General features: G+C 73.1%; 18 protein-coding genes, 1 tRNA gene and 1 riboswitch. Of the genes, 4 read left to right on the top strand and 15 right to left on the bottom strand.

What is annotated here, in order from left to right; all coding sequences use genetic code 11:
• Positions 1–94: 94 nt before the first annotated feature.
• The 3 genes from ACIP82_RS33270 to ACIP82_RS33280 all read right to left on the bottom strand — a co-directional run bounded on the left by ACIP82_RS33270 (position 95) and on the right by ACIP82_RS33280 (position 2,873).
• Positions 95–532 carry a DUF2752 domain-containing protein gene (locus tag ACIP82_RS33270; RefSeq protein ID WP_400658914.1) on the bottom strand — a complete coding sequence of 146 codons (438 nt, stop codon included), beginning with the start codon at positions 530–532 and terminating at the stop codon, positions 95–97.
• Positions 533–534: 2 nt separating this feature from the next.
• On the bottom strand, positions 535–780 hold the full coding sequence (locus tag ACIP82_RS33275; RefSeq protein WP_363606600.1) for a TM2 domain-containing protein: 246 nt from the start codon (positions 778–780) through the stop codon (positions 535–537).
• Between the two features lie 260 nt (positions 781–1,040).
• Complete coding sequence (locus tag ACIP82_RS33280) at positions 1,041–2,873, bottom strand: DEAD/DEAH box helicase (RefSeq protein ID WP_400658981.1); 1,833 nt, start codon at positions 2,871–2,873, stop codon at positions 1,041–1,043.
• 310 nt (positions 2,874–3,183) lie between these two features.
• Here ACIP82_RS33280 and ACIP82_RS33285 point away from each other — a divergent pair, with 310 nt between their 5' ends.
• Positions 3,184–3,624 carry an SsgA family sporulation/cell division regulator gene (locus tag ACIP82_RS33285; RefSeq protein WP_363606598.1) on the top strand — a complete coding sequence of 147 codons (441 nt, stop codon included), beginning with the start codon at positions 3,184–3,186 and terminating at the stop codon, positions 3,622–3,624.
• A gap of 203 nt (positions 3,625–3,827) precedes the next feature.
• Here ACIP82_RS33285 and ACIP82_RS33290 read toward each other — a convergent pair whose 3' ends face one another.
• The 3 genes from ACIP82_RS33290 to ACIP82_RS33300 are packed head-to-tail and all read right to left on the bottom strand — an operon-like array spanning position 3,828 to position 8,367.
• A complete protein-coding gene (locus ACIP82_RS33290; RefSeq protein ID WP_400658917.1) occupies positions 3,828–6,404 on the bottom strand; it encodes a bifunctional lysylphosphatidylglycerol flippase/synthetase MprF in 2,577 nt (858 codons plus the stop codon).
• On the bottom strand, positions 6,401–7,726 hold the full coding sequence (locus ACIP82_RS33295) for an alpha/beta hydrolase (protein WP_400658919.1): 1,326 nt from the start codon (positions 7,724–7,726) through the stop codon (positions 6,401–6,403). The genes ACIP82_RS33290 and ACIP82_RS33295 overlap by 4 nt, the downstream gene beginning before the upstream one ends.
• Positions 7,723–8,367, bottom strand: coding sequence for a class F sortase (locus ACIP82_RS33300; protein ID WP_363606594.1), 645 nt, complete (start codon positions 8,365–8,367; stop codon positions 7,723–7,725). Before ACIP82_RS33300 ends, ACIP82_RS33295 begins: the two co-directional genes overlap by 4 nt.
• A gap of 392 nt (positions 8,368–8,759) precedes the next feature.
• On the opposite strand from ACIP82_RS33300, the gene ACIP82_RS33305 reads away from it, so the two are divergent.
• Positions 8,760–10,034: a hypothetical protein gene (locus tag ACIP82_RS33305; protein WP_400658921.1), complete on the top strand. Its 1,275-nt coding sequence runs from the start codon at positions 8,760–8,762 to the stop codon at positions 10,032–10,034.
• Here the strand turns inward: ACIP82_RS33305 and ACIP82_RS33310 are convergent, their stop codons facing one another.
• Together ACIP82_RS33310 and ACIP82_RS33315 are read right to left on the bottom strand one after the other, a co-directional pair.
• Positions 10,035–11,495, bottom strand: coding sequence for an MFS transporter (locus ACIP82_RS33310; RefSeq protein ID WP_400658923.1), 1,461 nt, complete (start codon positions 11,493–11,495; stop codon positions 10,035–10,037). It lies immediately after the preceding gene.
• 104 nt (positions 11,496–11,599) lie between these two features.
• Entirely contained in the window at positions 11,600–11,914 is a 315-nt protein-coding gene (locus ACIP82_RS33315) for an SMR family transporter (protein ID WP_363611660.1), read from the bottom strand.
• A 44-nt stretch (positions 11,915–11,958) separates the two neighbouring features.
• Positions 11,959–12,024, bottom strand: a riboswitch (guanidine-III (ykkC-III) riboswitch).
• 221 nt (positions 12,025–12,245) lie between these two features.
• On the opposite strand from ACIP82_RS33315, the gene ACIP82_RS33320 reads away from it, so the two are divergent.
• A tRNA-Cys gene (locus ACIP82_RS33320) sits at positions 12,246–12,317 on the top strand.
• Positions 12,318–12,442: 125 nt separating this feature from the next.
• Here ACIP82_RS33320 and ACIP82_RS33325 read toward each other — a convergent pair.
• The 6 genes from ACIP82_RS33325 to ACIP82_RS33350 form a co-directional block, all read right to left on the bottom strand.
• A complete protein-coding gene (locus ACIP82_RS33325; RefSeq protein WP_400658926.1) occupies positions 12,443–14,770 on the bottom strand; it encodes a xanthine dehydrogenase family protein molybdopterin-binding subunit in 2,328 nt (775 codons plus the stop codon).
• Positions 14,767–15,978 carry a 2Fe-2S iron-sulfur cluster-binding protein gene (locus tag ACIP82_RS33330; protein WP_400658928.1) on the bottom strand — a complete coding sequence of 404 codons (1,212 nt, stop codon included), beginning with the start codon at positions 15,976–15,978 and terminating at the stop codon, positions 14,767–14,769. Before ACIP82_RS33330 ends, ACIP82_RS33325 begins: the two co-directional genes overlap by 4 nt.
• Entirely contained in the window at positions 15,975–16,841 is an 867-nt protein-coding gene (locus ACIP82_RS33335; protein WP_363611669.1) for an FAD binding domain-containing protein, read from the bottom strand. Before ACIP82_RS33335 ends, ACIP82_RS33330 begins: the two co-directional genes overlap by 4 nt.
• A 322-nt stretch (positions 16,842–17,163) precedes the next feature.
• A complete protein-coding gene (locus tag ACIP82_RS33340) occupies positions 17,164–18,774 on the bottom strand; it encodes a beta-N-acetylhexosaminidase (RefSeq protein ID WP_400658930.1) in 1,611 nt (536 codons plus the stop codon).
• An 80-nt stretch (positions 18,775–18,854) separates the two neighbouring features.
• On the bottom strand, positions 18,855–19,136 hold the full coding sequence (locus tag ACIP82_RS33345; protein WP_363611653.1) for a DUF3039 domain-containing protein: 282 nt from the start codon (positions 19,134–19,136) through the stop codon (positions 18,855–18,857).
• 62 nt (positions 19,137–19,198) lie between these two features.
• Positions 19,199–19,783 (bottom strand): YqgE/AlgH family protein, encoded by a 585-nt coding sequence (locus ACIP82_RS33350; protein WP_400658932.1) that lies wholly within the window; start codon positions 19,781–19,783, stop codon positions 19,199–19,201.
• 299 nt (positions 19,784–20,082) lie between these two features.
• Between ACIP82_RS33350 and murA the strand changes: the two genes are divergently transcribed.
• Entirely contained in the window at positions 20,083–21,423 is a 1,341-nt protein-coding gene (gene murA, locus ACIP82_RS33355) for a UDP-N-acetylglucosamine 1-carboxyvinyltransferase (RefSeq protein WP_363611649.1), read from the top strand.
• Positions 21,424–21,496: 73 nt separating this feature from the next.
• Here murA and ACIP82_RS33360 read toward each other — a convergent pair whose 3' ends face one another.
• The gene (locus tag ACIP82_RS33360) at positions 21,497–21,778 is read right to left on the bottom strand and encodes an HU family DNA-binding protein (RefSeq protein WP_030059737.1); all 282 of its coding nucleotides are present in this window, start codon (positions 21,776–21,778) and stop codon (positions 21,497–21,499) included.
• Positions 21,779–21,894: the final 116 nt, after the last annotated feature.

A 21,894-nucleotide genomic window follows, 5' to 3' on the forward strand; every position in this document is an offset into this window, starting at 1 on the left:
GTGAAACGGAGGTCGTCGCCGTGTCCGGCAGATCCCCATGTGGGTGACCAGATCGAACAACCTCAAGCCGATCACCGGAGGTAAAACGACAAGCTCAGAGCAGGTTGCGCAGCACCGTCCAGGCCACCGCGGCGCCGAGCACCACCGCCGTGCCGCGGCGCCCGAGCGGGGGCTGCCAGCTCCGGCCGGCCACCCCGTGCCGCAGCCAGGTGACGTAGAGCAGGGCGACCAGCGGCAGCGAGAGCAGCAGTGCCGCGTTGTCGTGCCAGGCCGCCGCGAGGTCGCCGTGCAGCAGGTCGTACGCCATCCGGGTGCCGCCGCAGCCGGGGCACTGCAGGCCGGTGACCTTGCGCCAGGGGCAGAACGGCAGCACCTGCCCGGGCAGGTGCGGGTCGCGCGACCAGAGGTAGGCGGCGCCGGCCAGTCCGCCCACGAGCACCGCCAGCGGCGGGGCGGCGGTCCGCAGCCGGGCGGGAACGGCGAAGCCGCCCCGGCCGGAGCCGGGGCGGCGTGCCGCGCGTGGCGTGCGCAAGGTCAGTTGCTGCGCAGCAGCCGGCCCTGGGCGTCCGTGCGGTCGTTGCTGGTGAGGAAGAGGATGCCGTCGATCAGGGACCAGACGCCCAGGCCGCCACAGGTCAGCAGCTGGGCGATGCCGATGCCGATGTGGCCGGTGTAGAAGCGGCCCACGCCGAGCGAGCCGAGCAGGATCTGCAGGATGCCCGCGACGACCTTCGACTTGTCGGACAGCTCGGGCTGCTGGGCGTAAGGGGGGTACGACACGTTCGGTGTGCTCCTTGTAGCGGCATCCCCGGGCACGGCATGGTTGCCGCGGCCTCGGGTTCGGTGAGGTCGCCGGCCGGACTCACCGGGGACTGCGGCAACCGTCCCCGGCGGGTCGGCGTACAGCTGTGACGGCCCGGAAGCGGCGCGGCACGCGGAACACTAGCCGATGATCACACCGGATGTCTCTTCAATTCCTTCACGTATACCTGAATGTCATATATAGCTACTACAACCCGGAATTATTGCCTGACGTACCGTTACTTCGCCCATTCCCGGATTTGGACGATCCGCGCTTTGAGCTGGTTCGCGGTGGCCTGCGCGGTGAGCGGACCGCCGCACTGGCGGCGCAGCTCGTTGTGGATGGTGCCGTGCGGCTGGCTGGTGCGGTGGTGCCACGCCGCCACCAGCGCGTTCAGCTCCTTGCGCAGCTCGCGGAGCTCCTGGTGGGTCACGACCGGCCGCTGCTCGGCCGGCAGTTCCAGCAGGTCGGCCTCCTCGGCGGGCTTGCTCTTGCTGCGCTGGATCTGCCGGTGCTGGCGCTTCTGCAGCAGCATCTGCACCTGGTCCGGCTCCAGCAGGCCCGGGATGCCGAGGTAGTCGTCCTCCTCCTCGCTCCCCGGGTGCGCCTGCATGCCGAACTCCATGGCGTTGTACAGCACCCGGTCGAAGACCGCGTCGGAGCCGATCGCCTCGTAGGAGAACTCCTCGCCCCCGGCACCGTCCGGCCCGTCGTTGGCGCGCTCGGCCTCGGCGAGCAGCCGGTCCTCCTCGTCGAAGAGGCCCTCGCCCTCCTTCTTCGGCCGGTCCAGCACGTGGTCGCGCTGGACCTCCATCTCATTGGCGAAGCCCAGCAGCATCGGGATGGTCGGCAGGAAGACCGAGGCCGTCTCGCCGCGCTTGCGGGCCCGCACGAAGCGCCCGACGGCCTGCGCGAAGAACAGCGGGGTGGAGATCGAGGTGGCGTACACCCCGACACACAGCCGCGGCACGTCGACGCCCTCGGACACCATCCGGACCGCGACCATCCAGCGCGAGTCGCCCGCCGCGTAGTCGGAGATCCGCTTGGACGCCTCGGTCTCGTCGGAGAGCACCACGGTGGCCTTCTCACCGCTGATCTCGCGCAGGATCTTGGCGTACGCGCGGGCGGTGTTCTGGTCGGTGGCGATGACCAGCCCGCCGGCGTCCGGGATCGCCTTGCGGACCTCGGTCAGCCGGCGGTCGGCGGCCTGCAGCACGCTGGGGATCCACTCGCCCTGCGGGGCCAGCGCGGTGCGCCAGGCCTGGGCGATCAGGTCCTTGGTCATCGGCTCGCCGAGCCGGGCCTCCAGTTCGTCGCCCGACTTGGTGCGCCAGCGCATGTTGCCGCTGTAGGAGAGGAAGATCACCGGGCGCACGACGTGGTCGGCCAGCGCGTGCCCGTAGCCGTAGGTGTAGTCGGCCACCGACTTGCGGATGCCGTCGCCGCCCGCCTCGTACTGGACGAACGGGATCGGGTTGGTGTCCGAGCGGAACGGCGTACCGGTCAGCGCGAGCCGGCGGGTGGCCGGCTCGAAGGCCTCGAAACAGCCCTCGCCCCAGGACTTGGAGTCACCGGCGTGGTGGATCTCGTCCATGATGACCAGCGTCTTGCGGGCCTCGGTGCGGTTGCGGTGCAGCATCGGGTTCACCCCGATGCCCGCGTAGGTGACCACGATGCCGTGGTAGTCCCGGGAGAGCGGCCCGGAGGAGTACGCCGGGTCGAGCCGGATGCCGATCCGGGCGGCGGCCTCGGCCCACTGCTTCTTCAGGTGCTCGGTCGGCGCGACCACGGTGATCTGCTGCACCAGGTGGTTGTGGAGCAGGTACGAGGCCAGGGTCAGCGCGAAGGTGGTCTTTCCGGCGCCCGGGGTCGCGACCGCGAGGAAGTCGCGCGGCTGCTTCTCGATGTACTTGTCCAGCGCACCCTGCTGCCAGGCCCGGAGCTTGCCGGCGGTGCCCCAGGGGGCACGGCCGGGGAAGGCCGGCGACAGGTGGTGCGAGGGGCCGGACGCGCCATGGGCGGCGGCCCGGACGGGTGCGTGCGACTCGTGCGCGTCGGAGAAGAGGGGCATCGAGGAGGCGGCGGCAGTACTCACGGTCTCCGAGGGGGATCGTCGCAGGTCAGGGGCGGTATTGCGGCCCCGGCCCGCGGTCGGGCGGCGATCGGACAACCGGTCCAGCGTACCGGCCCGGCGCCGCGGGGACGCCCAGGCCCGGCCCCCGCGCGGCCCGCGCGGCCGGAAATCGATGTGACGTGGATCACTGGAATCGGTCCGGGAAACCGCGTAATCGCGACCACCCCACCCGCTCTCATCCGGTGTGAGGCCGCCCCACCCTCCACAGTCGCCACCGCCGGCCTCGCACCACGAGAAGGGAACCGCCGTGTACACCGCCGCCGAAGAGATCGTCCACGCCCGCCTGATCATCTCCACTCACCGCTCCATCCGGTTGCGGGTCACCCTGACCTACCGCCCGGAGGACCCACTCGCCGTCCGGATGGCCTTCCCCGCCGAGTTCTCGCTGGACGAGCCGGCCGACGGGCCCGGCCCCGACACCGGCGGCCAGGACATCGAGTGGGTCTTCGCCCGCCAGCTGCTGACGGCCGGCCTGGAGCTGCCCTCGGGCATCGGCGACGTGCACATCCGGCCCGCGCTCGGCCGCCGCACCATGGTCGAGCTGCGCGCGCCCGAGGGCACCGCGCTGATCCAGTTCGACAGCACCGACCTGCGGCGCTTCCTGTGGCGCAGCCGGCTGCTCGTCCCCGAGGGCGAGGAGCACCTGCACCTGGACGCCGACCGCGCGCTGGCCGAGCTGCTCGGTTGAGCCCCGCCCGGCGGCCGGGAGCACCCCCACTGCTCTCCCTCCTTGCCCGCCATCGGCCAGGAGGGGCCCACCTCCTCGCCCGCCATCGAGCAGGAGGGGCCCACCTCCTCGCCCGCCATCGAGCAGGAGGGGCCCACCTCCTCGCCCGCCGCCGGGCAGGAGGGGCCCAGGCCGTCGCTGCCGGGGCCGCCGCCCCGCCGCCCTCAGGAGGACAGCCGGCGCATCAGCCGGACGCCCTGCGCCGCCGTCAGGTGCGGCAGGTAGGCCTTGCCGATCGCCCGGGTGATGCTGGGCAGCGCCGCCGGGTCCGGGTACGCCATGTACATCGGCCGGTACTCCGGCTGGAACTTCGCCTTGAACGCGAGCAGCGAGCGGAAGCCGTACACCGGCTCCAGCACCCGGCCCATCCAGTCCAGCATCCGCTGCAGCGCGGTGGGCTCCCCGCCCTGCCCGGAACGGGCCAGCGGAGCGCCGGAGAGCGAGAGGAAGCTCGCGCCCTCCTCCTTGAAGCCGAGCGCGGCGGAGGCGATCAGGAACTCCGTCACCCCGCGGAAGCCGTCCGAGCGCCGGCGCATGAAGTCCAGCGTCCAGCCGACCGGTTCCCCGGCCTCGTAGACCGGCATCCAGCTGGTCACCCCGTGCACGGTGCGGTCCCCGTCGACGGCGATCAGCAGCCGCACCGCCGGGTCGTCCAGCTCCTCCAGCCCGCCGAGGGTGAAGCCCATCTCCGGCAGGCCCTTCTCGGAGACCCACTCCTCCGAGATCGAGCGGATCTGGTCCTTCAGGGCGAGCGGCACCTCGTGGTAGGCCCACCACTCGGCGGTGATGCCCTGCTTGCCGGCCTTGTTCAGCGCCGTCCTGATGTCCTGCCACTTGCGGCCGGTGAAGGCCAGCTCGGGCAGCGCCACCACGGTGTCCTCGGCGACCTGCAGCGAGCGCCAGCCGAGCTGCCCGGCGGCGGCCCTGGTCTCCGGGGTCACGCTGTAGAAGCACGGGGTCCAGCCCCGGGCGTCGCAGTACCGGGCGAAGCCCGCCACCGCCCGCCGCCGGGCCTCCGACTCGCCGAACGGGTCGCCCGTGGTCAGCGCCACGGTGGAGAGCACCCGGTAGGCGACGGCGGCCCGGCCCTCCTCGTCGAACCAGTAGTGGTTGCCGTCCCAGGTGGTGATGAAGGACAGCGTCCCGCCGCCGTACGCGGTGAGCAGCGCCCTGGCCCGGGCGGCGTCCTCGGCGGCCGCGTGCACCACCGGCCGGCGGAAGGCCACCAGCAGGGCGCTCAGCGCGACCGCCCAGAAGGCCATCCCGCAGTACGTCTCCAGCAGGCGGGCGAACCGGCCGACGGCGATCGGGTAGTCCGGCAGCAGGTCGTTGTAGGCGGGCGGCAGGAACTGGGCCGGCAGGCCGGAGACCAGCCCGCGGAAGGTCGCCCCCGGCTCGAACTGGCCGGCCGCGGCGAGCCCGAGACCGGTGTACGCGGCCGAGGCGGCCAGCGCGGCGCCGCCGACGGCGGCGGTGAGCCGGAGCAGCACCCTGCCCGGCAGCCGCAGGCGGAAGCGCTGGCGGGTGGCCAGCAGCAGTCCGGTGGTGAGCAGCGGCAGCAGCAGCGCCTCGACGAAGTACTGCATCGCGTCCCCGTTGCCGGTGCCGGAGTCGGCGAACAGCCAGACCAGCAGCGCCACCCAGAGCAGTTCGGTGGCGACGGTGATCCGCCAGGCGAGCCGCAGGCCCCGCCGCAACCCTTCGGCGAGGACCAGCAGCAGCGCCGGGAAGAGCGCTGCCATCAGCCGGCCCGGGGTGTCGAAGAGCCGCTCGACGGCGTGCGCGCGGGCGCAGTCGTGGGCGGAGAGCGCGCAGAAGTCCGCGACCTCGTCGGGGGTGAGCCGGTGCGAGAAGTAGAGCTCGGAGAAGGTGTTGAACGGTCCGCTGGCGTTGTCGTACAGCGAGGCGATCAGCGGTCCGAGGGCGGCGGCGATCAGGCAGAACGCGACCAGCACCCGGGTCTCGGTGTGCGAGGAGCGGTGCGTGCGCAGGTGCGGCCGGCCCTCGGAGAGCAGCGCGCCGAGGCCCAGGCCGAGCAGCGCGCCGGCGATCCGCTGGACGCTCTGCAGGTGCCCGACGTACAGCGTCATCACCAGCGGGACGAGCACCACCAGCAGGTGCAGCCGGCGGCGCCAGAGCACGGTGAGGCGGTAGCCGAGCACCCCGGCCAGGGCGAACAGACCGGCGCCGGGACCGATGGCGGTCTGGTCGGCGACCGAGACCGTCCACTGCTCGCCGGCCCGGGAGCCGGCCGCGACCAGACCGGTGCCCAGCAGGGTGCCGAGCAGCTGCCCGCCGACCAGCACGGCGGCGGTCCGCAGCCGTCCGAGCCGGCGCTCGGCGGCCGGGCCGACCAGGAGCAGCAGCAGGCTGGCGAAGGCGTAGGAGCTGACGCCGGAGCACCAGAACAGCGAGGTGAACGGCGTCCACCAGCGGCCCTCGGCCAGGGTGGACACGCCGACGCCGGCCCGGGACAGCAGCCGCGCCGAGGGCCCGCCGGTCAGGCTGCCGCCGGCCGCGCCGACCGTCCAGAGCGTGACGAGCAGCAGCAGGGTGAGCGGCGCGGCGCGCAGCCGCGCGCCCAGGACGGCGGCGATCCGGCCGACGCGCTGCGGCCGGGGCTCGGGCGTACCGGTGACCGGGGCGTGGTCGGGCTCCCGTTCACGGTCCGGGGCGTGGCCGCGGTCGCGGTCCCGTTCACGCTGGTCGACCAGGACCGGCGCCGGGCCGAGCCGGATCACCGGATCAGCCCGGTCTGCTGGGCGAGCCAGGGCAACTGGTCGACGATGCCGGGCCGGAACACCACCCAGCCGTGTCCACCCGGCATCAGGTCGAACTTCGCCTTCATCCCGGCGGCCGTGACGGCCTCGTAGATCTTCTCCTGCTGCGGCCGGAACTCGCCGTCGGTGCGGCCGACGACGATCGCGGCGGCCGTGTCCGGGAAGCGCTTACGGGCCATCACCTGCAACGGGTCGACGGCGTCGAAGCGCGCCGCGTCCCCGTCGAAGGCCGCCGCGACGGTCTGCTCACGGGTTCCCAGGGTGGGCTCCTCCTGTCCGGACATGTCGAGGAAGGAACCGTAGACGTCCGGGGCGTTGACGGCGAGCTGGAGCGCACAGGTGCCGCCCATGGACGCGCCGCCGATCGACCAGGAGCCCCGGCCCCTGGCGGCCTGGAGGTTCTGGTGGACCCAGTCGGGGATGTCCACGGCCAGGTAGGTCTGCACGTTGGCGATCCTGGAGTCCATGCAGAGCGTGTTGGCCCAGATGGAGCCGAGCTGGTCGGGCATCACCACGATCGGTGCCAGGCCGTGGTGTTCGGCGGCGAAGGCGTCCAGCGCCTCGTTCACCTGGCCACCGAGCACCCAGTCCCCCGGGTTCCCGGGCTGACCGGTGATCAGGATGACCACGGGCAGCAGCGGCCGGGGGCTCGCCTGGTAGGCGGGCGGCAGGTAGACGTACGCGTCGCGCCCCTTGAAGCCGGACTTGGGGCCGGGGATCGGCGTGACCGAGACGGTGCCCTTGGCGGGCAGCCCGGGCGGTGCCTGCCAGACCTCGTCGAGCACCTTGCCGGGCGGCGGACCGACCGTCCTGGCGTCCTTACTGGTGATCAGCTCCTGGGTCTTGGAGAGCCAGGGCGCGAGCATGACCCGGCCGCTCGGGTACTGGCCGAAGCCGCGGTTGACCTGCGAGGAGGCCATCAGCAGCACCAGGATGCCGCCGACCGCCGCCAGCGCCTTGCCGCGCCGGGGAAGCGAGGGCATCCGGAAGCCGGCCAGGCAGAGCCCGAGCAGCGCGATGGCGATCCACCAGGTCACGTACCGGGGCAGCCCCTCGGGGAAGGGGTGCCACCAGCCGTCGACGACGGTGTCCAGCAGCAGGCTCAGCGCCGCGGCGGCGAGCAGCGCGGCGGGCAGCCGGCGCTTCCACCAGGCCCGGCTCCGGGAGAGCGCGAGCACGAGCAGGGCCCCCCAGCCCGCGGCCAGCACGGCGTGCGGGATCGGACCGTGTGTCAGCGGCCAGTCGATCGGGTTCCAGCGGACGGCGAGCGAGACAGAGTTCATGCGTTCTTCCCCGGCCGAGTGGTGTCGGCCAGGAAGCCGTAGGCGACGACGTTGCCCTCGTAGCCGTGCTCCTCGCTGTACCCGCCGCCACAGGTGATCACCCGTAGCTGCGCGTCGGAGGCCTGGCGGTACACCCGGTCGTCCGGGAAGTCCTTTCGGTCGTGCACTTCGATGGCGTAGAGCTGGTAGACGGCGGTGGCGCCGTCCTCGCGGGCGATCTCGATCCGGTCGCCGCGGTGCAGGGCGCCCAGCCGGTAGAAGACGGCGGGCCCGCTCCTGTTGTCGACGTGTCCGGCGATGATCGCGGTGCCGCGCTGCCCGGGGGTGGCACCACCGCGGAACCAGCCGGCCAGGTTGCGGTCGGTCTCCGGGGGCGTCTGGAGGTGGCCGTCGCGGTCCAGGCCGAGGCCGGTGACGGGCGCGTCGAGCCTGACGGCGGGGATGCGGATCCGGGTGGGGGCGGAGGGGCCGAGCGGAGGTACCACGGAGACCGGGGCGAAGCCGGAGAGGGCCTGTCCGGTGCCGGGGGCCGGCGGGAGCTCGCCGGAGCCGCCGCCGTGCAGCAGCCAGGCGCCGAACACCAGGGCGGCGCCGGCCGCCAAGGCGCCCGGCCACGGGCTCCTGCTCTGCTGGGCGCCCAACCGGCGCTCCCCTCTGCTGACGATCTGACCGTTCCTGGGAGTTTCCTGAGAACAATTCAACCGGATCGGACCTTAAGGCACATCCATACGACGGTCGTATCGCGCCCCCCGATCGGCAGGTCCAGCGGACGGAATACTGCGCCGCGTAGGGGTGTGGTCACCGAGCGAGAGCGCCGACGGGCGGAACGACACCGCATGACCATCGACAGTTCCGGACACCGGTCCGGTTGCATCATTCAGGCGATCACTTGCGCCCGTTCGCGGTGAATCACCGACCGGTCGTGCACCCATGCCATGCTGACCCGGGCCGCGCGGCTATCACCCCACTTGTCCGACCGGACGTACCGCCGGCCTGTCGCACGCCTGTCACACGCCTCATGAACGGAGTGACCATGGACGCTCTCTCCCGCCGCGCCCTGCTCGCCGCCGGCGCCGCCACCGCCGCGGGTCTCGCGGCCGGCTGCGGCGCGAACGACGGCGCCGTGGGCGCGCCGTCAGCCACCCCGGTGCCGGTGCCGGACAGCCCGGTGGCGAAGCAGAACGCGGCCCCGGCCGCGGACGCCGAACAGCCCGCCGTCCTGATCGGCGACGGCTCGACCTCGAACACCGGCGCCCAGCCGAACCAGCCGGTCCCCGAGCGGCTCGGGCTCGGCGAGCGCCCGCCGCAGTTCGTGGTGTTCTCCTGGGACGGCGCAGGCGAACTGGACAACGGCCTGTTCGGCCGCTTCCGCCGGCTCGCGCGGGAGCACGACGCCTCGATGACCTTCTTCCTGAGCGGCCTCTACCTGCTGCCCGAGGACAAGAAGGACCTCTACCGGCCGCCGCAGCACAAGGCCGGCGCCTCCGACATCGGCTACCTGACCGACCGGCACATCCACGACACGCTGGAGAACCTGCACGCGGCCTGGCTGGAGGGCCACGAGATCGGCACCCACTTCAACGGGCACTTCTGCGGCTCCACCGGTGTCAGCGCGTGGTCGCCCGAGGAGTGGGACAGCGAGATCCAGCAGGCGATGGACTTCGTCACCAACTGGCGGACCAACACCGGCTTCACCGACCTGCCGGCGCTGCCCTTCGACTACCGCAAGGAACTGATCGGCAGCCGCACCCCCTGTCTGGAGGGCCAGCGCAATCTGCTGCCGACCGCCGTCAAGCGCGGCTGGCGGTACGACAGCAGCGGGAACGGGACGCAGATCTGGCCGCAGAAGATCCAGGGCGGCGCGCTGTGGGACCTGCCGCTGCAGTCCATCCCCTTCCCCGGGCACACCTTCCAGGTGCTGTCGATGGACTACAACATCATGTTCAACCAGTCCGGCAGCAACACCAAGGCCGACGCCTCGCTCCACCCGGCGTACCAGCAGCAGGCCCGCGACGCCTACCTGATGGGTTTCGAACGGGCCTACACCACCAACCGGGCGCCGTACATCATCGGCAACCACTTCGAGCAGTGGAACGGCGGCGTCTACATGAACGCCGTCGAGGACGTGCTCAAGGCCGTCGCCGACAAGCCCGAGGTCCGGCTGGTCTCCTTCCGCCAGCTGGTGGACTGGCTGGACGCCCAGGACCCGGCGGTGCTGCGCAAGCTGCAGGGCCTCGCCGTCGGCCAGTCGCCGGCCGGGGGCTGGGAGACCTTCCTCGGCGCCGTCGCCCCGGCCGCGGCCGGCTGATCAGGCGTCCGCCGCGCGGCGGACCCGGCCGGAGACCAGGGCGCCCAGCAGGGCCACCCCGGTCATGGTCAGGAAGATCACCGCGAAGGCGCCGGCCGAGCCGGTACCCTCGGCACCCTCGTGGGCGGCGGCCACCGACCCGCCGCCCAGCGCCGAGAACAGCACCCCGGCCAGGCCGACCAGCAGCACGTTGCCGAGCGCGTCGCTCATCTGCAGCGAGGCCGAGTTGGCACCGGCGTCCTCCGGCGTGGACAGCCGCATCATCAGCACGCTGACGCTGGCGACCGTCAGGCCCATGCCGATGCCGCCGACGCCCCAGGCCGCCGCCGCCACCCAGACCGGCACCGCCGGGACGAGCACCAGGGCCGCACCGGCGATCGCCACCGCCGTCAGCAGGAAGCCGGCCCGGATCATCGTCTCCCGGTACCGCTCCGCTCCCGGCCGGCCCTGCAGCCAGGACCCGAGCGCCCAGGAGAGACCGCCGCTGGTCAGGGTCAGCCCGGCCAGCGTCGGCGAGAGACCCCGCTGGGTGACCATCATCAGCGGGATGAACGCCTCGGCCGCGAAGAACGCCCCGGCGGCCACCCCGCGCAGCAGGATCACCGTCGGTAGCCCGCGCCCGGCCCGCAGCGTCCCGGTCGGCAGCAGCCCCAGTACGGCGGGCAGCAGCAGCGCCGCCCCGGCCACCGCCGGGACCAGCCCGATCAGGTCCAGCCGCTGGCCCGCGTACTGCAGCAGGCCGGCGCCGAGCGCGGCCATCGCGGCCAGCCGGGTACGGCGGCGGTCGAAGTCCGCGCCCTTGAGCACCGGCTGCTCCCGCTCGGAGCGGCGCAGCGCCGGGCCCATCACCGCCAGCGGCAGCAGGATCAGCGCCGGAACGGCCAGGAACACCCAGCGCCAGCCCAGGTGCTGGGTGACGGCGCCGGAGACCACCGGGCCGACGATCGAGGGCAGCACCCAGGCCGAGGAGAAGGCCGCGAACACGGCCGGCCGCAGCCGCTCCGGGTAGGCACGGCCGACCACCACGTAGAGCGCGACGATCACCAGCCCGCCGCCCAGGCCCTGGATCGCCCGGCCGCTCACGAAGATCCACATCCCCGGCGCCGCCCCGGCGACCACCAGGCCCGCGCCGAACACCGCGATGCCGGTGAACAGCGGCTGCAACGGGCCGCGCTTGTCGCACCACTGGCCGGAGACGACCAGGGCGAACAGCGTGGTGGTGAAGTACCCCGAGAAGGCGAAGGCGTAGAGCTCCAGGCCGTTCAGCTGCCGGGCCGCCACCGGCATCGCGGTGTTGACGGCCGTCGCCTCGAAGGCGAGGAGCAGGACCACGGAGACGATCCCCAGGGTCAGCGCCCGATACCCCCCGCTGAGCACCCCGCCTCCGGGATCCCCGTCGGCCGGGTGCTCTGCGGGGGGTATCGGGGCGGAGTCGACCGAGGTGGGGGATGCAGTGGTCATACGAAACATCGTAAGGCTCGTCCACCCGCGTGACCCCTGACTTTGGTCGGGTGATCGCCTACGGCGATGGACCTAGGGCGTGCCCCGCCCGGCGGGCCGCCGGCTCAGTGCAGCACCTTCAGGCCGACCACACCGGAGACGATCAGCAGCAGGCAGCCGATCCGCGCCAGGGTGGCGGCGTCCCCCAGCACCGCCATCCCGTACAGCGCCGTACCGACCGCACCGATCCCCACCCAGACGGCGTACCCCGTACCGATCGGGATGGACCGCATCGCGTACGCCAGGCCGCCCATGCTCAGCAGCAGGGCGACACCGAAGACGAGGCTGGGGACGAGCCGGGAGAAGCCCTTGGACGATTCCAGGGCCACCGCCCAGACGGTCTCCAGGACGCCGGAAATGATCAGAACGAGCCAGGCCATGACGGTCGGACCTCCGCAGTCGGCAGCGGCCGGGTTGCCGCTGTACTGCGCCGTCTTGTCCTGACCGGGTACGACGCGCTCGTCCGGGGCGGTCGCGTGGCGGCCACCTGCCCTCGACCGTAGCACGAGCCGCCACACGGAATTTACAAAAGGATATTGACGGCCCGCCCGGTATTCCGCCATGATGAATTCACCAACACGGCGAACGACGACAGGAGTCGGACATGAACAGGAAGACGGCGGCCCTCGCGCCCCGCACCTGTGTCGCCGCTCCCCGGTGTTGTCGCGCCTGTCGCTGTTGCGTCTGATCGCACGCACAGCTCCACCCCACGGCCGTGTGCCCGAGTGGCTTAGGGAACCGTCTGCAAAGCGGTGTACACGGGTTCGATTCCCGTCATGGCCTCCCAGAAACGAATTGCCGACCGGCGAGAAATTCACCGGCCGGCAATTCGTCGTGCATTTTTCGAAAATTACGCCCCGGGAATCACGCCGGGGGCGGAAAACCGGTCGGATTTCCGCCCCGGGGCGTCAGGCGGTGGTGGCGTCCTCGGGACGGATCGGGAGCCGGCCGACCGGCAGCCCGGTGGCGGCCCGTACGGCGGCCGCGACGGCGACCGGGGCGACCACCGCGGGGGCCGCGCTGACCGCCTTGGCGCCGAAGGTGGCGACCACGTCCCGCTCCTCCACCAGGGCGGCGATCCGCACCTCGGGGGTGTCCAGCGCGGTCGGCAGGCGGTAACCGGTGAGCGAGGGGTTGACCAGCAGGCCGCCCTCGGTCCGCAGGTCCTCCAGCAGGGCCAGGCCCACGCCCTGCGCCACCCCCGCCTCGATCCGGTCCTCGATCTGCCGCGGGTTGAGCGCCCGGCCGACGTCCTGGGCGACGGTCATGTCCACCACCCGGACCGCGCCGAGCTCGATGTCCACGTCCACCACCGCCCGCATCGCGCAGAACGCGATGGAGACGAAGGCGTCGCCCTGCCCGGCCTCGTCCAGCGGCTCGGTGGGGTGCGGACGGCACTGCGCGGTGGCCCAGAGCTCCTTGCCCTCCAGCGCCTCGGCGACCGGCATGCCGAGCACCCCGTCATAGGAGGTGATCTTGCCGTCGGAGATCTGCAGCAGCTCCACCGACATCCCGAAGTTGGCGGCGATCGGATGGAGCAGCTGGTGGCGGACCATCAGCGCGGCCCGCTCGACCGCACCGCCCGAGACCCAGGTGTGCCGGCCGCGGGCCGAGGGCCCGGCGATCGACTGGTCGCTGTCGGCCGGCGCGATGTAGACCTCGCTGACGCCCAGCACCGACTGCACGATCTGCCGGGCCAGGGTGGCGAAGCCCTGCCCGGAGTCGACGGCCGCGCAGATCACCGTGGCGTGGTCGCCGCTGACCCGCACCGTCGCGGTGGAGACCTCGTCCTCGCCCTCGGCCCCCAGCATGTGCACCATGCCCACGGCGTAGCCGATACCGCGCCGCACCGCCGCCGGGTCCCCCGCGCCGCCCGGACCGCCCGGGAGCAGCCACTCGGCGTTCGGGTCGTCCACCGGCAGCGCGGGCAGCGGCTCCTTGGAGACGGCGTCCAGCAGCGCGGCCACCGGCGCGGGGCAGGTGACGGCCTGTCCGGTGGGCATCGGGTCACCGGTGGCCATCGCGTTGCGGCGGCGGATCTCGACCGGGTCCACGCCCACCCGCGCGGCCAGCTGGTCCAGCTGCGACTCGTAGGCGAAGCAGGCCTGGAGGGCGCCCTCGCCGCGCATCCGGCCGGCCGGCGGGTTGTTGGTGCGCACCGCCCAGGCGTCCACGAAGACGTTCGGGCAGACGTACGGGCCGACCGAGAAGGCGGTCGCGGCGGCCAGCGCCTCGGCCGAGACGTCCGCGTAGGCACCGCCGTCCAGCAGGATCTGCGCCTCGACCTTGACCAGCTTGCCCTCGGCGTCCGCGTGGTGGCGGTAGCGCAGCAGCGCCGGGTGCCGGGAGGTGTGGGTGTGGAAGGACTCCTCGCGGGTGAGGGTCATCTTCACCGGCCGGCCGGTGCGCAGCGCCAGCAGCGCCAGGGTGACCTGGAAGGAGAGATCCTCGCGGTCGGAGGTGGCGCCGGGCACGCCGGTGACCACCAGGCGGACCCGGTCGGGCTCCAGGCCGAGGCAGCCGGCGGTGCGGTCGCGGTCCCCGTGCGGATCGGTGGAGGACAGGTGCAGTTCGACCCCGCCGTCCGGGCGGGGCACGGCCAGGCCTGCCTCGGCGCCGAGCGGTGCCGGGTCCTGCCGGCCGACCTGGTAGAGGCCCTCGACGACGATCTCGCCGACCGCGTCCGGGTCGCCGCTGCGCAGCGGCAGGTGACGGAAGAGGTTGCCGTCCGGGTGCAGCGCGGCGGCCGTGAAGGACTGCTCCGGGTCGGTGACCGCCTCCAGCGGCTCGTACTCCACGGCGATCAGACCGACCGCGAGCCGGGCGGTGTCGGGGTGGTCGGCGGCGACGGCGGCGACCGGCTCACCGTGGTGGCGGACCACCCCGGCGGCCAGGATCGGCCGGTCGGCGACGATCGGCCCGGCCGGGGCGCCGTCCGGGCTGCCGTCCGGACCGGCCGGCAGGTCGGCGGCGGTGACGACCGCGTGCACGCCGGGCAGCGCGAGCGCGGCCGAGGTGTCGACGCCCTTGATCCGCGCGTGCGGGTGGGGCGAGCGCAGCACCGCGCCCCAGAGCAGGCCCTCGGCCCAGAGGTCGGCGGCGTACGGGTAGATGCCGAGCGCCTTGGGCAGCGCGTCGCTGCGCAGCGGTGAGCTGCCCAGCCCGAACGGCTCCGGTGCGCCGCCCTCGTCACCGTCCTGCTGGGTTGCTGCGCCGATGTCGGTAGGCGACGTCATGATGCGTGGTCGTCCTCGGGGAGCCGGATGCCGTGGGCGGGGGTGGCGCCGTACGGGACGCCGGCCGGGGCGGTGCCCTCGGCCGGGACGCCGTGCGGGGGCGTGGGGACGTACGGCGTGCCGTGCGCGGGCGTGCCGTCGAAGGCGGTGCCGTGCGCGGGGGTGGACTCGTACACGGGGCCGTCGTACCCGGTGGCGGTGCCGTAGCCGGGATGCTGTGGGTAGCCGCCGGGCGGGTAGGCGTCCTGGGCCGGGGCGCCCCGGTACGGCGCGGGGTAGCCCTGCTGCGGGTAGTAGCCCGCCCCGTCGGCGGCCTGGGCGGGGATGCCCTGGACGGGCGACAGCACGGCGGTGTCGTACACGCCGCTGTCGTAGCCGCCCTGGCCGTCGGGGGTGCCGTACGGCAGGCCGACGCCGGTCCCGGCGGTGGTCGGGGTCTCCTCGGCGGGGGGCTGCGGGACGTGCTCGATCCAGGCGTCGGCGTCCGTGTACACCGGCAGGTCGCCGGCCGGCGGTGCGGCCTCGGCGGACGGGGTCGGCGGCGCGGCCGGTTCGGGGCCCCCGGCGGGCTCGCCCGCGACCGAGGCCGCACCCGGGGCCGGGACCGCGGCGGCCGCTGCCTCCCCGGCGGCGGCCTGCGCGTCCTCCGCCTGCTCGGCCTCCAGCGCGCGCGCGTCGGCGATGCTCTGGACGGCGGCCAGCACGCCCCGGTAGCCGGTGCAGCGGCAGAGGTTGCCGCAGAGCGCCTGCCGGGCCTCGACGTCGGTGGGCCGGTGGTTGCGCTGGAGCAGGTCGTGCACGGCCATCGCCATGCCGGGCGTGCAGTAGCCGCACTGCACCGCGCCGGACTCGGCCAGCGCCTGCTGGACGTCGCTGGCGGCGCCGCCGGCCGACAGGCCCTCGACGGTGTTGATCTCGCTGTCCGCGGCCAGCGCGGCGGGCACCAGGCAGCCGGCCACCAGCTGGCCGTCCACCTGCACCGAGCAGGCACCGCACTCGCCCTGTTCGCAGCCGTCCTTGGCGCCGGCCAGACCGAGCCGCTCGCGCAGCACGTAGAGCAGGCTCTCGCCGATCCAGGCGTCGGTGACGGGCCGTTCGAAGCCGTTGACCCGCAGCGTGTACGAGGCGCAGGGGCGCAGCTCGCGGCTGACCTGGGGGGCGTGGTCGAGGAGGCCCGCGTCGAGGGTCTCAAGGGGGTCTGTGGTCACTTCAGCGCCCTTCCCAGTGCCCGGCGGGCCAGCACCGATACGGTACGCCGCAGCCGAACGGCGGCCGCGCTCGGCCCCTCGGTCACGGCCTCCCAGGCGCCCTCGGCGCCGTAGCTGTCGGGTACGCAGGCGGCGGCCACGTACTCGCCGAAGGCGGCCGTCGCGGCGGGATCGATCTCGCGGCTGCCGTCCCAGTCGATGCAGCCGGCCACCCAGGCCTCGGCCTCCAGCGGGCGCAGCGGCACCGGGGCGACCGCGCCGACGGCGCAGCGCACGGCGCGCCGGGCCGGGTCGAGGACGAGCGCGACGGAGGCGGTGGCACGGGCCGGGCCGCTGCGGCCGGTGGCCTTGAGGAAGACCTGCGGGGCGTGCAGCAGCGGGACGCGCACCCAGGTGAGCAGTTCGCCGGGGCGCAGCGGGTCGAGCCCGGTGAGCAGGTGACTGACCGGCACCTCGCGGGTGGAGCCGGCCCGGGCGAGGGTGACGCTGGCCTCCAGCGCGGCGAGCACCGGGAGGGTGTCGCCGGCCGGGGCGGCGGTGGCGATGTTGCCGCCCAGGGTGCCGACGTTGCGCACCTGCGGGGGCCCGGCGGTGCGGGCCGCGTCGGCCAGGGCGGGGATGAGCGCGGCGAAGTCGGGGCGGTCCATCCGGGCGTGGGTGAGCCCCGCGCCGAGGACGGCGGTGCCGCCGTCCTCGTAACGCCAGCCGCGCAGTTCGGTGATCCGGCCGAGGCCGATCAGGGCGGCGGGGCGCAGCCGTCCGGCGTTGACGGCCTCCATCAGGTCGGTGGCGCCGGCCACCGGTACCGCGGCCGGGGTGGCGGCCAGCGCGTCGACGGCCTCGTCGAGGGAGGCCGGCAGCATGATCGTCCGGTTCACCTGGGTCCCACCGTGCTCCACTTGCTCATCGATCGCCTGCCGCCCGCGGCCTTCGGCCGAGGTGTCCGCGTCGGCAGCCCGGCCTGGCCCGTAGGGTACGGGCGATCGGGCCGGGTTGGGCAACTCTGGCACACAATGCTCGATGATCATTTCGGGGCGGGCGAACGGGACTGCCCGATTGGGACGGATACCGGGCGGTATCTGCTCCGGCCCGATCAGGACCGGAGCAGATGTTCATCTGTTCTTGACGTCAGATGACCACTCAGAAGTTCCCGGGCACCGTCCGCAAAGGGCGGTGCCGCCAAGGTCACACCGCCGGCGGCGGGCCCTCGATCGGGCGGCCGGCCACTCCGGGCCAGCGCTGCCAGGGGTACGGCCCGTCGGCCGGGCGGTACGCGACACCCAGCGCGTCCAGCACGGCCAGGTGGCCGTCGAGCCGGCGCTCGAAGGCCTGGTAGTCGCGCGCGGCCGGATCGGTGGGCAGCGCGGACCAGGCGACCTCGGCGAACGCCGCGAGCCGGGGGAAGGCCCGGTAGTCGATGTCCCGGGCGCTGTCCATGAACTCGCTCCACAGGTTGGCCTGAGTGCCGATCACCCGCCGGGCCGCCACCTCGTCCAGCTGCGCCGGGACCGGCTCGAAGCGGTAGACGTCCTCCAGGGTGCGGACGAACCCGACCGGGATCGGCTCGTCCTCGCCCGCGGCCTGCCGGTGGTCCAGGTAGACGTGCTGCTCGGGGCACATCACCACGTCGTGGCCGGCCTGGGCGGCGGCGATCCCGCCGCCGAACCCGCGCCAGGAGGAGACGGCGGCGCCGGGGGCCAGGCCGCCCTCCAGGATCTCGTCCCAGCCGATCAGCCGGCGGCCGCGCTCGGCCAGCCAGCCGTCGAAGTGCCGGATGACCCAGCTCTGCAGCTCGTCCTCGTTGGCCAGGCCGAGCTCCTCGATCCGCGCCTGGGCGGCCGCGCTCTCCTTCCACTGCTCCTTGGGGCACTCGTCGCCGCCGAGGTGGATGAACTCGGACGGGAAGAGCTCCAGGACCTCCTCCAGCACCCCCTCGAAGAAGCGGATGGTGCCCTCGGAGACGTTGAGCACGTTGCGGCTGACGCCCCAGTCGGTCCAGACGCCCAGCGCCGAGGTGTCCACCACGTCGGTGTTGCCCAGCTCCGGGTAGGCCGCGATGGCGGCCTGGGTGTGGCCGGGCAGGTCGATCTCGGGGACGACGGTGATCCCCCGTCCGGCGGCGTACGCGACGATCTCGCGCAGGTCGTCCTGGGTGTAGAAGCCGCCGTGCGGGCGGTCGTCACGACGGTTGCCGAGCCGGTAGCCGACCATCGAGCGCTCGCGCCAGGCGCCCCGCTCGGTGAGCGCCGGGTAGCGCTTGATCTCCACCCGCCAGCCCTGGTCGTCGGTCAGGTGCAGGTGCAGCACGTTGAGCTTGTGCGCGGCGAGCAGGTCGAGGAAGCGCAGCACGTCCGCCTTGGGCAGGAAGTGCCGGGAGACGTCCAGCAGCGCGCCGCGCCAGCCGAAGCGGGGGGCGTCCTCGATGTCCGCGCCGGGGAGCACCCAGCCGGTGCGGCGCAGCGGGGCGCGGCGGTAGGCGTCCGGACCGAGCAGTTGGCGCAGCGTCTGGGCGCCCCAGAGGGCGCCGGCCGGACCGCCGGCGGTGACCACGGCGTGGCCGGGACGCACCGAGATCCGGTACGCCTCGGCGCCCAGCGTCCCGTCGTGAACGAACTCGACGCCCTCACCCGACCGCCCCGGCCCGAACGGCAGGCCGGTGGCGGCGGTCAGCGAGGTGCGCAGCCACTGCTCGGCGTCGGCGAGCGCGGGCGGCGCGGTCAGGGTGGTGGTGTGGTCGAGGGGGAAGTCCTCGTCCGGGCGACGGACGGCACTCAGTGGTGCGGGAATGAGGTCCATTCCGCCATCCTGCCCGCGCCGGGCCGACTGGCATAGACCATTCATGGAGCATTTTGCAAAATGGTCCAGACCGGGCGGAACTACTTTCCGTCGCCGTCCTTGCCGTCCTGCGGCTTGCCGATGCCGTCGTAGATCTCCTTGCACATCGGGCAGACCGGGTACTTCTTCGGGTCGCGCCCGGGCACCCAGACCTTGCCGCAGAGCGCCACCACGGGCGAGCCGGAGAGCGCGCTCTCCATGATCTTGTCCTTCTGGACATAGTGCGCGAAGCGCTCGTGGTCGCCGTCCCCGTGGGACACCTGGGGGACGGGCTCGACCAGGGTGCCGGTGCCGAGGCCGCGCTCGGGCTCAAGAGTGCTCATGGGTGCCAAGTCTATGGGGGCCCCGGGAAAGCGGGCCAGTACGGCGCCGGGGCGGTCGCACGTCAGTTCAGCGTGGGGTCCTCGGGGTAGGTCGCCAGCAGCGCCAGGGGGCCGCGCTGGCGGCGGAGCACCGCGCGCCAGAGCCGCTCCGGCTCGGGGCTGGAGATGTCACCCGGCTCGCAGTCCACCAGGTACCAGGCGCCGCCGTCGAGCTCCGCCTCCAGCTGCCCCGGCGACCAGCCCGCGTACCCGGCGAAGATCCGCAGCGCGCCCAGCTCGCCGGCCATCACCTCGGGCGGCGCCTCCAGGTCCACCAGGCCGATCGCACCGTGCACCCGCCGCCAGCCGAGCGGCTCCCCGGTCCCCGGCTCCCCCGGCGCCACCCCGAGGCCCAGCGCCGAGTTCAGGGCCACCGGCCCGCCCTGGAAGACCACCGCCGGCTGCCCGACCAGGCGGCCCCAGCCGTCCAGCACACTGCCCACCTCCACCGGCGTCGGCCGGTTGAGGACGACGCCGAGCGCCCCCTCGGCGTCGTGGTCGAGGAGGAGCACCACCGCCCGGGCGAAGTTCGGGTCGGTGAGCACGGGGGTCGCGACGAGCAAACGGCCGGTGTGGGACCGTCCTCCGTGCGAATGGGCCGCCGTCATGCCTCACATGATCCCGCAGAACCGCCGGGGGCGGACACCGCAACACGAAACACCACAGGGCCCGACGAACACCCGTACGGACGTGTCGGCGGGCGGAACACCACCCCGAGAGAGCACCATCACGGGAGAGGCAGGCGGGAACCAGCCGCACGCCTACTACCATCTACTGATGGTGGACGCCCTTTTACGGTGCCGACTCGGTCACGCCGGGGGCCCGAACGCGCCCGTACGACCGGTCCACCGCCGGCTCTCTGACCGGAGCCCCACCCACTCCTCTGGCACCCCGGATTGCGAGAACGATGACCGACGACGTCCTGCTGGTCCACGGCGGAAACCCGCTCGAAGGCGAGATCCGCGTCCGCGGTGCGAAGAACCTGGTACCCAAGGCCATGGTCGCCGCCCTCCTCGGACAGGGCCCCAGCAGACTGCGCAACGTCCCGGACATCCGCGACGTCAAGGTGGTTCGCGGCCTGCTCCAGCTGCACGGCGTGACCGTGCGCGCCGGTGACGAGGACGGCGAGCTGATCCTCGACCCCTCCCACGTGGAGAGCGCCAACGTCACGGACATCGACGCGCACGCGGGCTCCTCACGCATCCCGATCCTGTTCTGCGGCCCGCTGCTGCACCGCCTCGGCCACGCCTTCATCCCGGGCCTCGGCGGCTGCGACATCGGCGGCCGCCCGGTCGACTTCCACTTCGAGGTGCTCCGCCAGTTCGGCGCCTCGATCGAGAAGCACCCGCAGGGCACCTACCTGGTCGCCCCGCAGCGGCTGCGCGGCACCCGGATCGAGCTGCCCTACCCGTCGGTCGGCGCCACCGAGCAGGTGCTGCTCACCGCCGTCCTCGCCGAGGGCGTCACCGAGCTGCGCAACGCGGCCATCGAGCCGGAGATCGTCGACCTGATCTGCGTGCTGCAGAAGATGGGCGCGATCATCTCGATGGGCACCGACCGGACCATCCTGATCACCGGTGTGGACGAGCTCTCCGGCTACAACCACCGCGCGCTGCCGGACCGCCTGGAGTCCGCCTCCTGGGCCTGCGCGGCGCTGGCCACCAAGGGCGACATCTACGTCCGCGGTGCCCGCCAGCTGGAGATGATGACCTTCCTCAACACCTTCCGGAAGGTCGGCGGCGCGTTCGAGGTCGACGACGAGGGCATCCGCTTCTGGCACCCGGGCGGCGAGCTCAAGGCGATCGCCCTGGAGACGGACGTGCACCCGGGCTTCCAGACCGACTGGCAGCAGCCGCTGGTGGTCGCGCTGACCCAGGCGGCCGGCCTGTCTATCGTGCACGAGACGGTGTACGAGTCGCGGCTCGGCTTCACCGGCGCGCTCAACCAGATGGGCGCCCACATCCAGCTCTACCGCGAGTGCCTGGGCGCCACCCCGTGCCGCTTCGGCGCCCGCAACTTCCTGCACTCCGCGGTCGTCTCCGGCCCGTCCAAGCTGATCGGCGCCGAGCTGGTCATCCCGGACCTGCGCGGCGGCTTCTCGTACCTGATCGCGGCGCTGGCGGCCCAGGGCACCTCGACGGTGCACGGCATCGACCTGATCAACCGCGGCTACGAGAACTTCATGGAGAAGCTGCGCGACCTCGGCGCCCACGTCGAGCTGCCCAACGAGCAGCTGGTCGACGCCTGACCGGCCCGCACCACGGCGAGAGGCCGGGCCCCCCTCACGGGGAGCCCGGCCTCTCGGGCGTTCAAGGGGTTGCTCAGGCGCCCTTGGCGGCTTCCTTGAGCTTGGAGCCCGCGCTCACCTTGGCGCTGTAGCCGGCCGCGATCTGGATCGGCTCACCGGTCTGCGGGTTGCGGGCGGTGCGGGCAGCGCGGTGGGTGCGCTCGAAGGTCAGGAAACCGGGGATGGTGACCTTCTCGTCGCCCTTGGCGACGACCTCGCCGACGATCTCGGCGAAGGCGGCCAGAACGGCGTCGGCGTCCTTGCGGGTCACCTCGGCGCGCTCGGACAGCGCGGCCACCAGCTCACTGCGGTTCATGTGTACTCCTGTGGTCTGTTCGCTTGCGGTGTGCGGGGGCCCACACGGTGCTCCCTCCGGGGGCATCCGGATGGGCCGCAGGTCCGCACACTGTGCTCATTCAGGCAATGCGTGGT

The organism is Kitasatospora sp. NPDC088548, from assembly GCF_044753005.1.
Classification (GTDB): domain Bacteria; phylum Actinomycetota; class Actinomycetes; order Streptomycetales; family Streptomycetaceae; genus Kitasatospora.

Coding starts and splice junctions, on each gene's coding strand:
- ACIP82_RS33280 (WP_400658981.1), bottom strand. CDS start 2,873: ATGCCCCTCTTCTCCGACGCGCACGAGTCGCACGCACCCGTCCGGGCC.
- ACIP82_RS33295 (WP_400658919.1), bottom strand. CDS start 7,726: ATGAACTCTGTCTCGCTCGCCGTCCGCTGGAACCCGATCGACTGGCCG.
- ACIP82_RS33305 (WP_400658921.1), top strand. CDS start 8,760: ATGGACGCTCTCTCCCGCCGCGCCCTGCTCGCCGCCGGCGCCGCCACC.
- ACIP82_RS33310 (WP_400658923.1), bottom strand. CDS start 11,495: ATGACCACTGCATCCCCCACCTCGGTCGACTCCGCCCCGATACCCCCC.
- ACIP82_RS33315 (WP_363611660.1), bottom strand. CDS start 11,914: ATGGCCTGGCTCGTTCTGATCATTTCCGGCGTCCTGGAGACCGTCTGG.
- ACIP82_RS33325 (WP_400658926.1), bottom strand. CDS start 14,770: ATGACGTCGCCTACCGACATCGGCGCAGCAACCCAGCAGGACGGTGAC.
- ACIP82_RS33335 (WP_363611669.1), bottom strand. CDS start 16,841: ATGCTGCCGGCCTCCCTCGACGAGGCCGTCGACGCGCTGGCCGCCACC.
- ACIP82_RS33340 (WP_400658930.1), bottom strand. CDS start 18,774: ATGGACCTCATTCCCGCACCACTGAGTGCCGTCCGTCGCCCGGACGAG.
- ACIP82_RS33345 (WP_363611653.1), bottom strand. CDS start 19,136: ATGAGCACTCTTGAGCCCGAGCGCGGCCTCGGCACCGGCACCCTGGTC.
- ACIP82_RS33350 (WP_400658932.1), bottom strand. CDS start 19,783: ATGACGGCGGCCCATTCGCACGGAGGACGGTCCCACACCGGCCGTTTG.
- murA (WP_363611649.1), top strand. CDS start 20,083: ATGACCGACGACGTCCTGCTGGTCCACGGCGGAAACCCGCTCGAAGGC.
- ACIP82_RS33360 (WP_030059737.1), bottom strand. CDS start 21,778: ATGAACCGCAGTGAGCTGGTGGCCGCGCTGTCCGAGCGCGCCGAGGTG.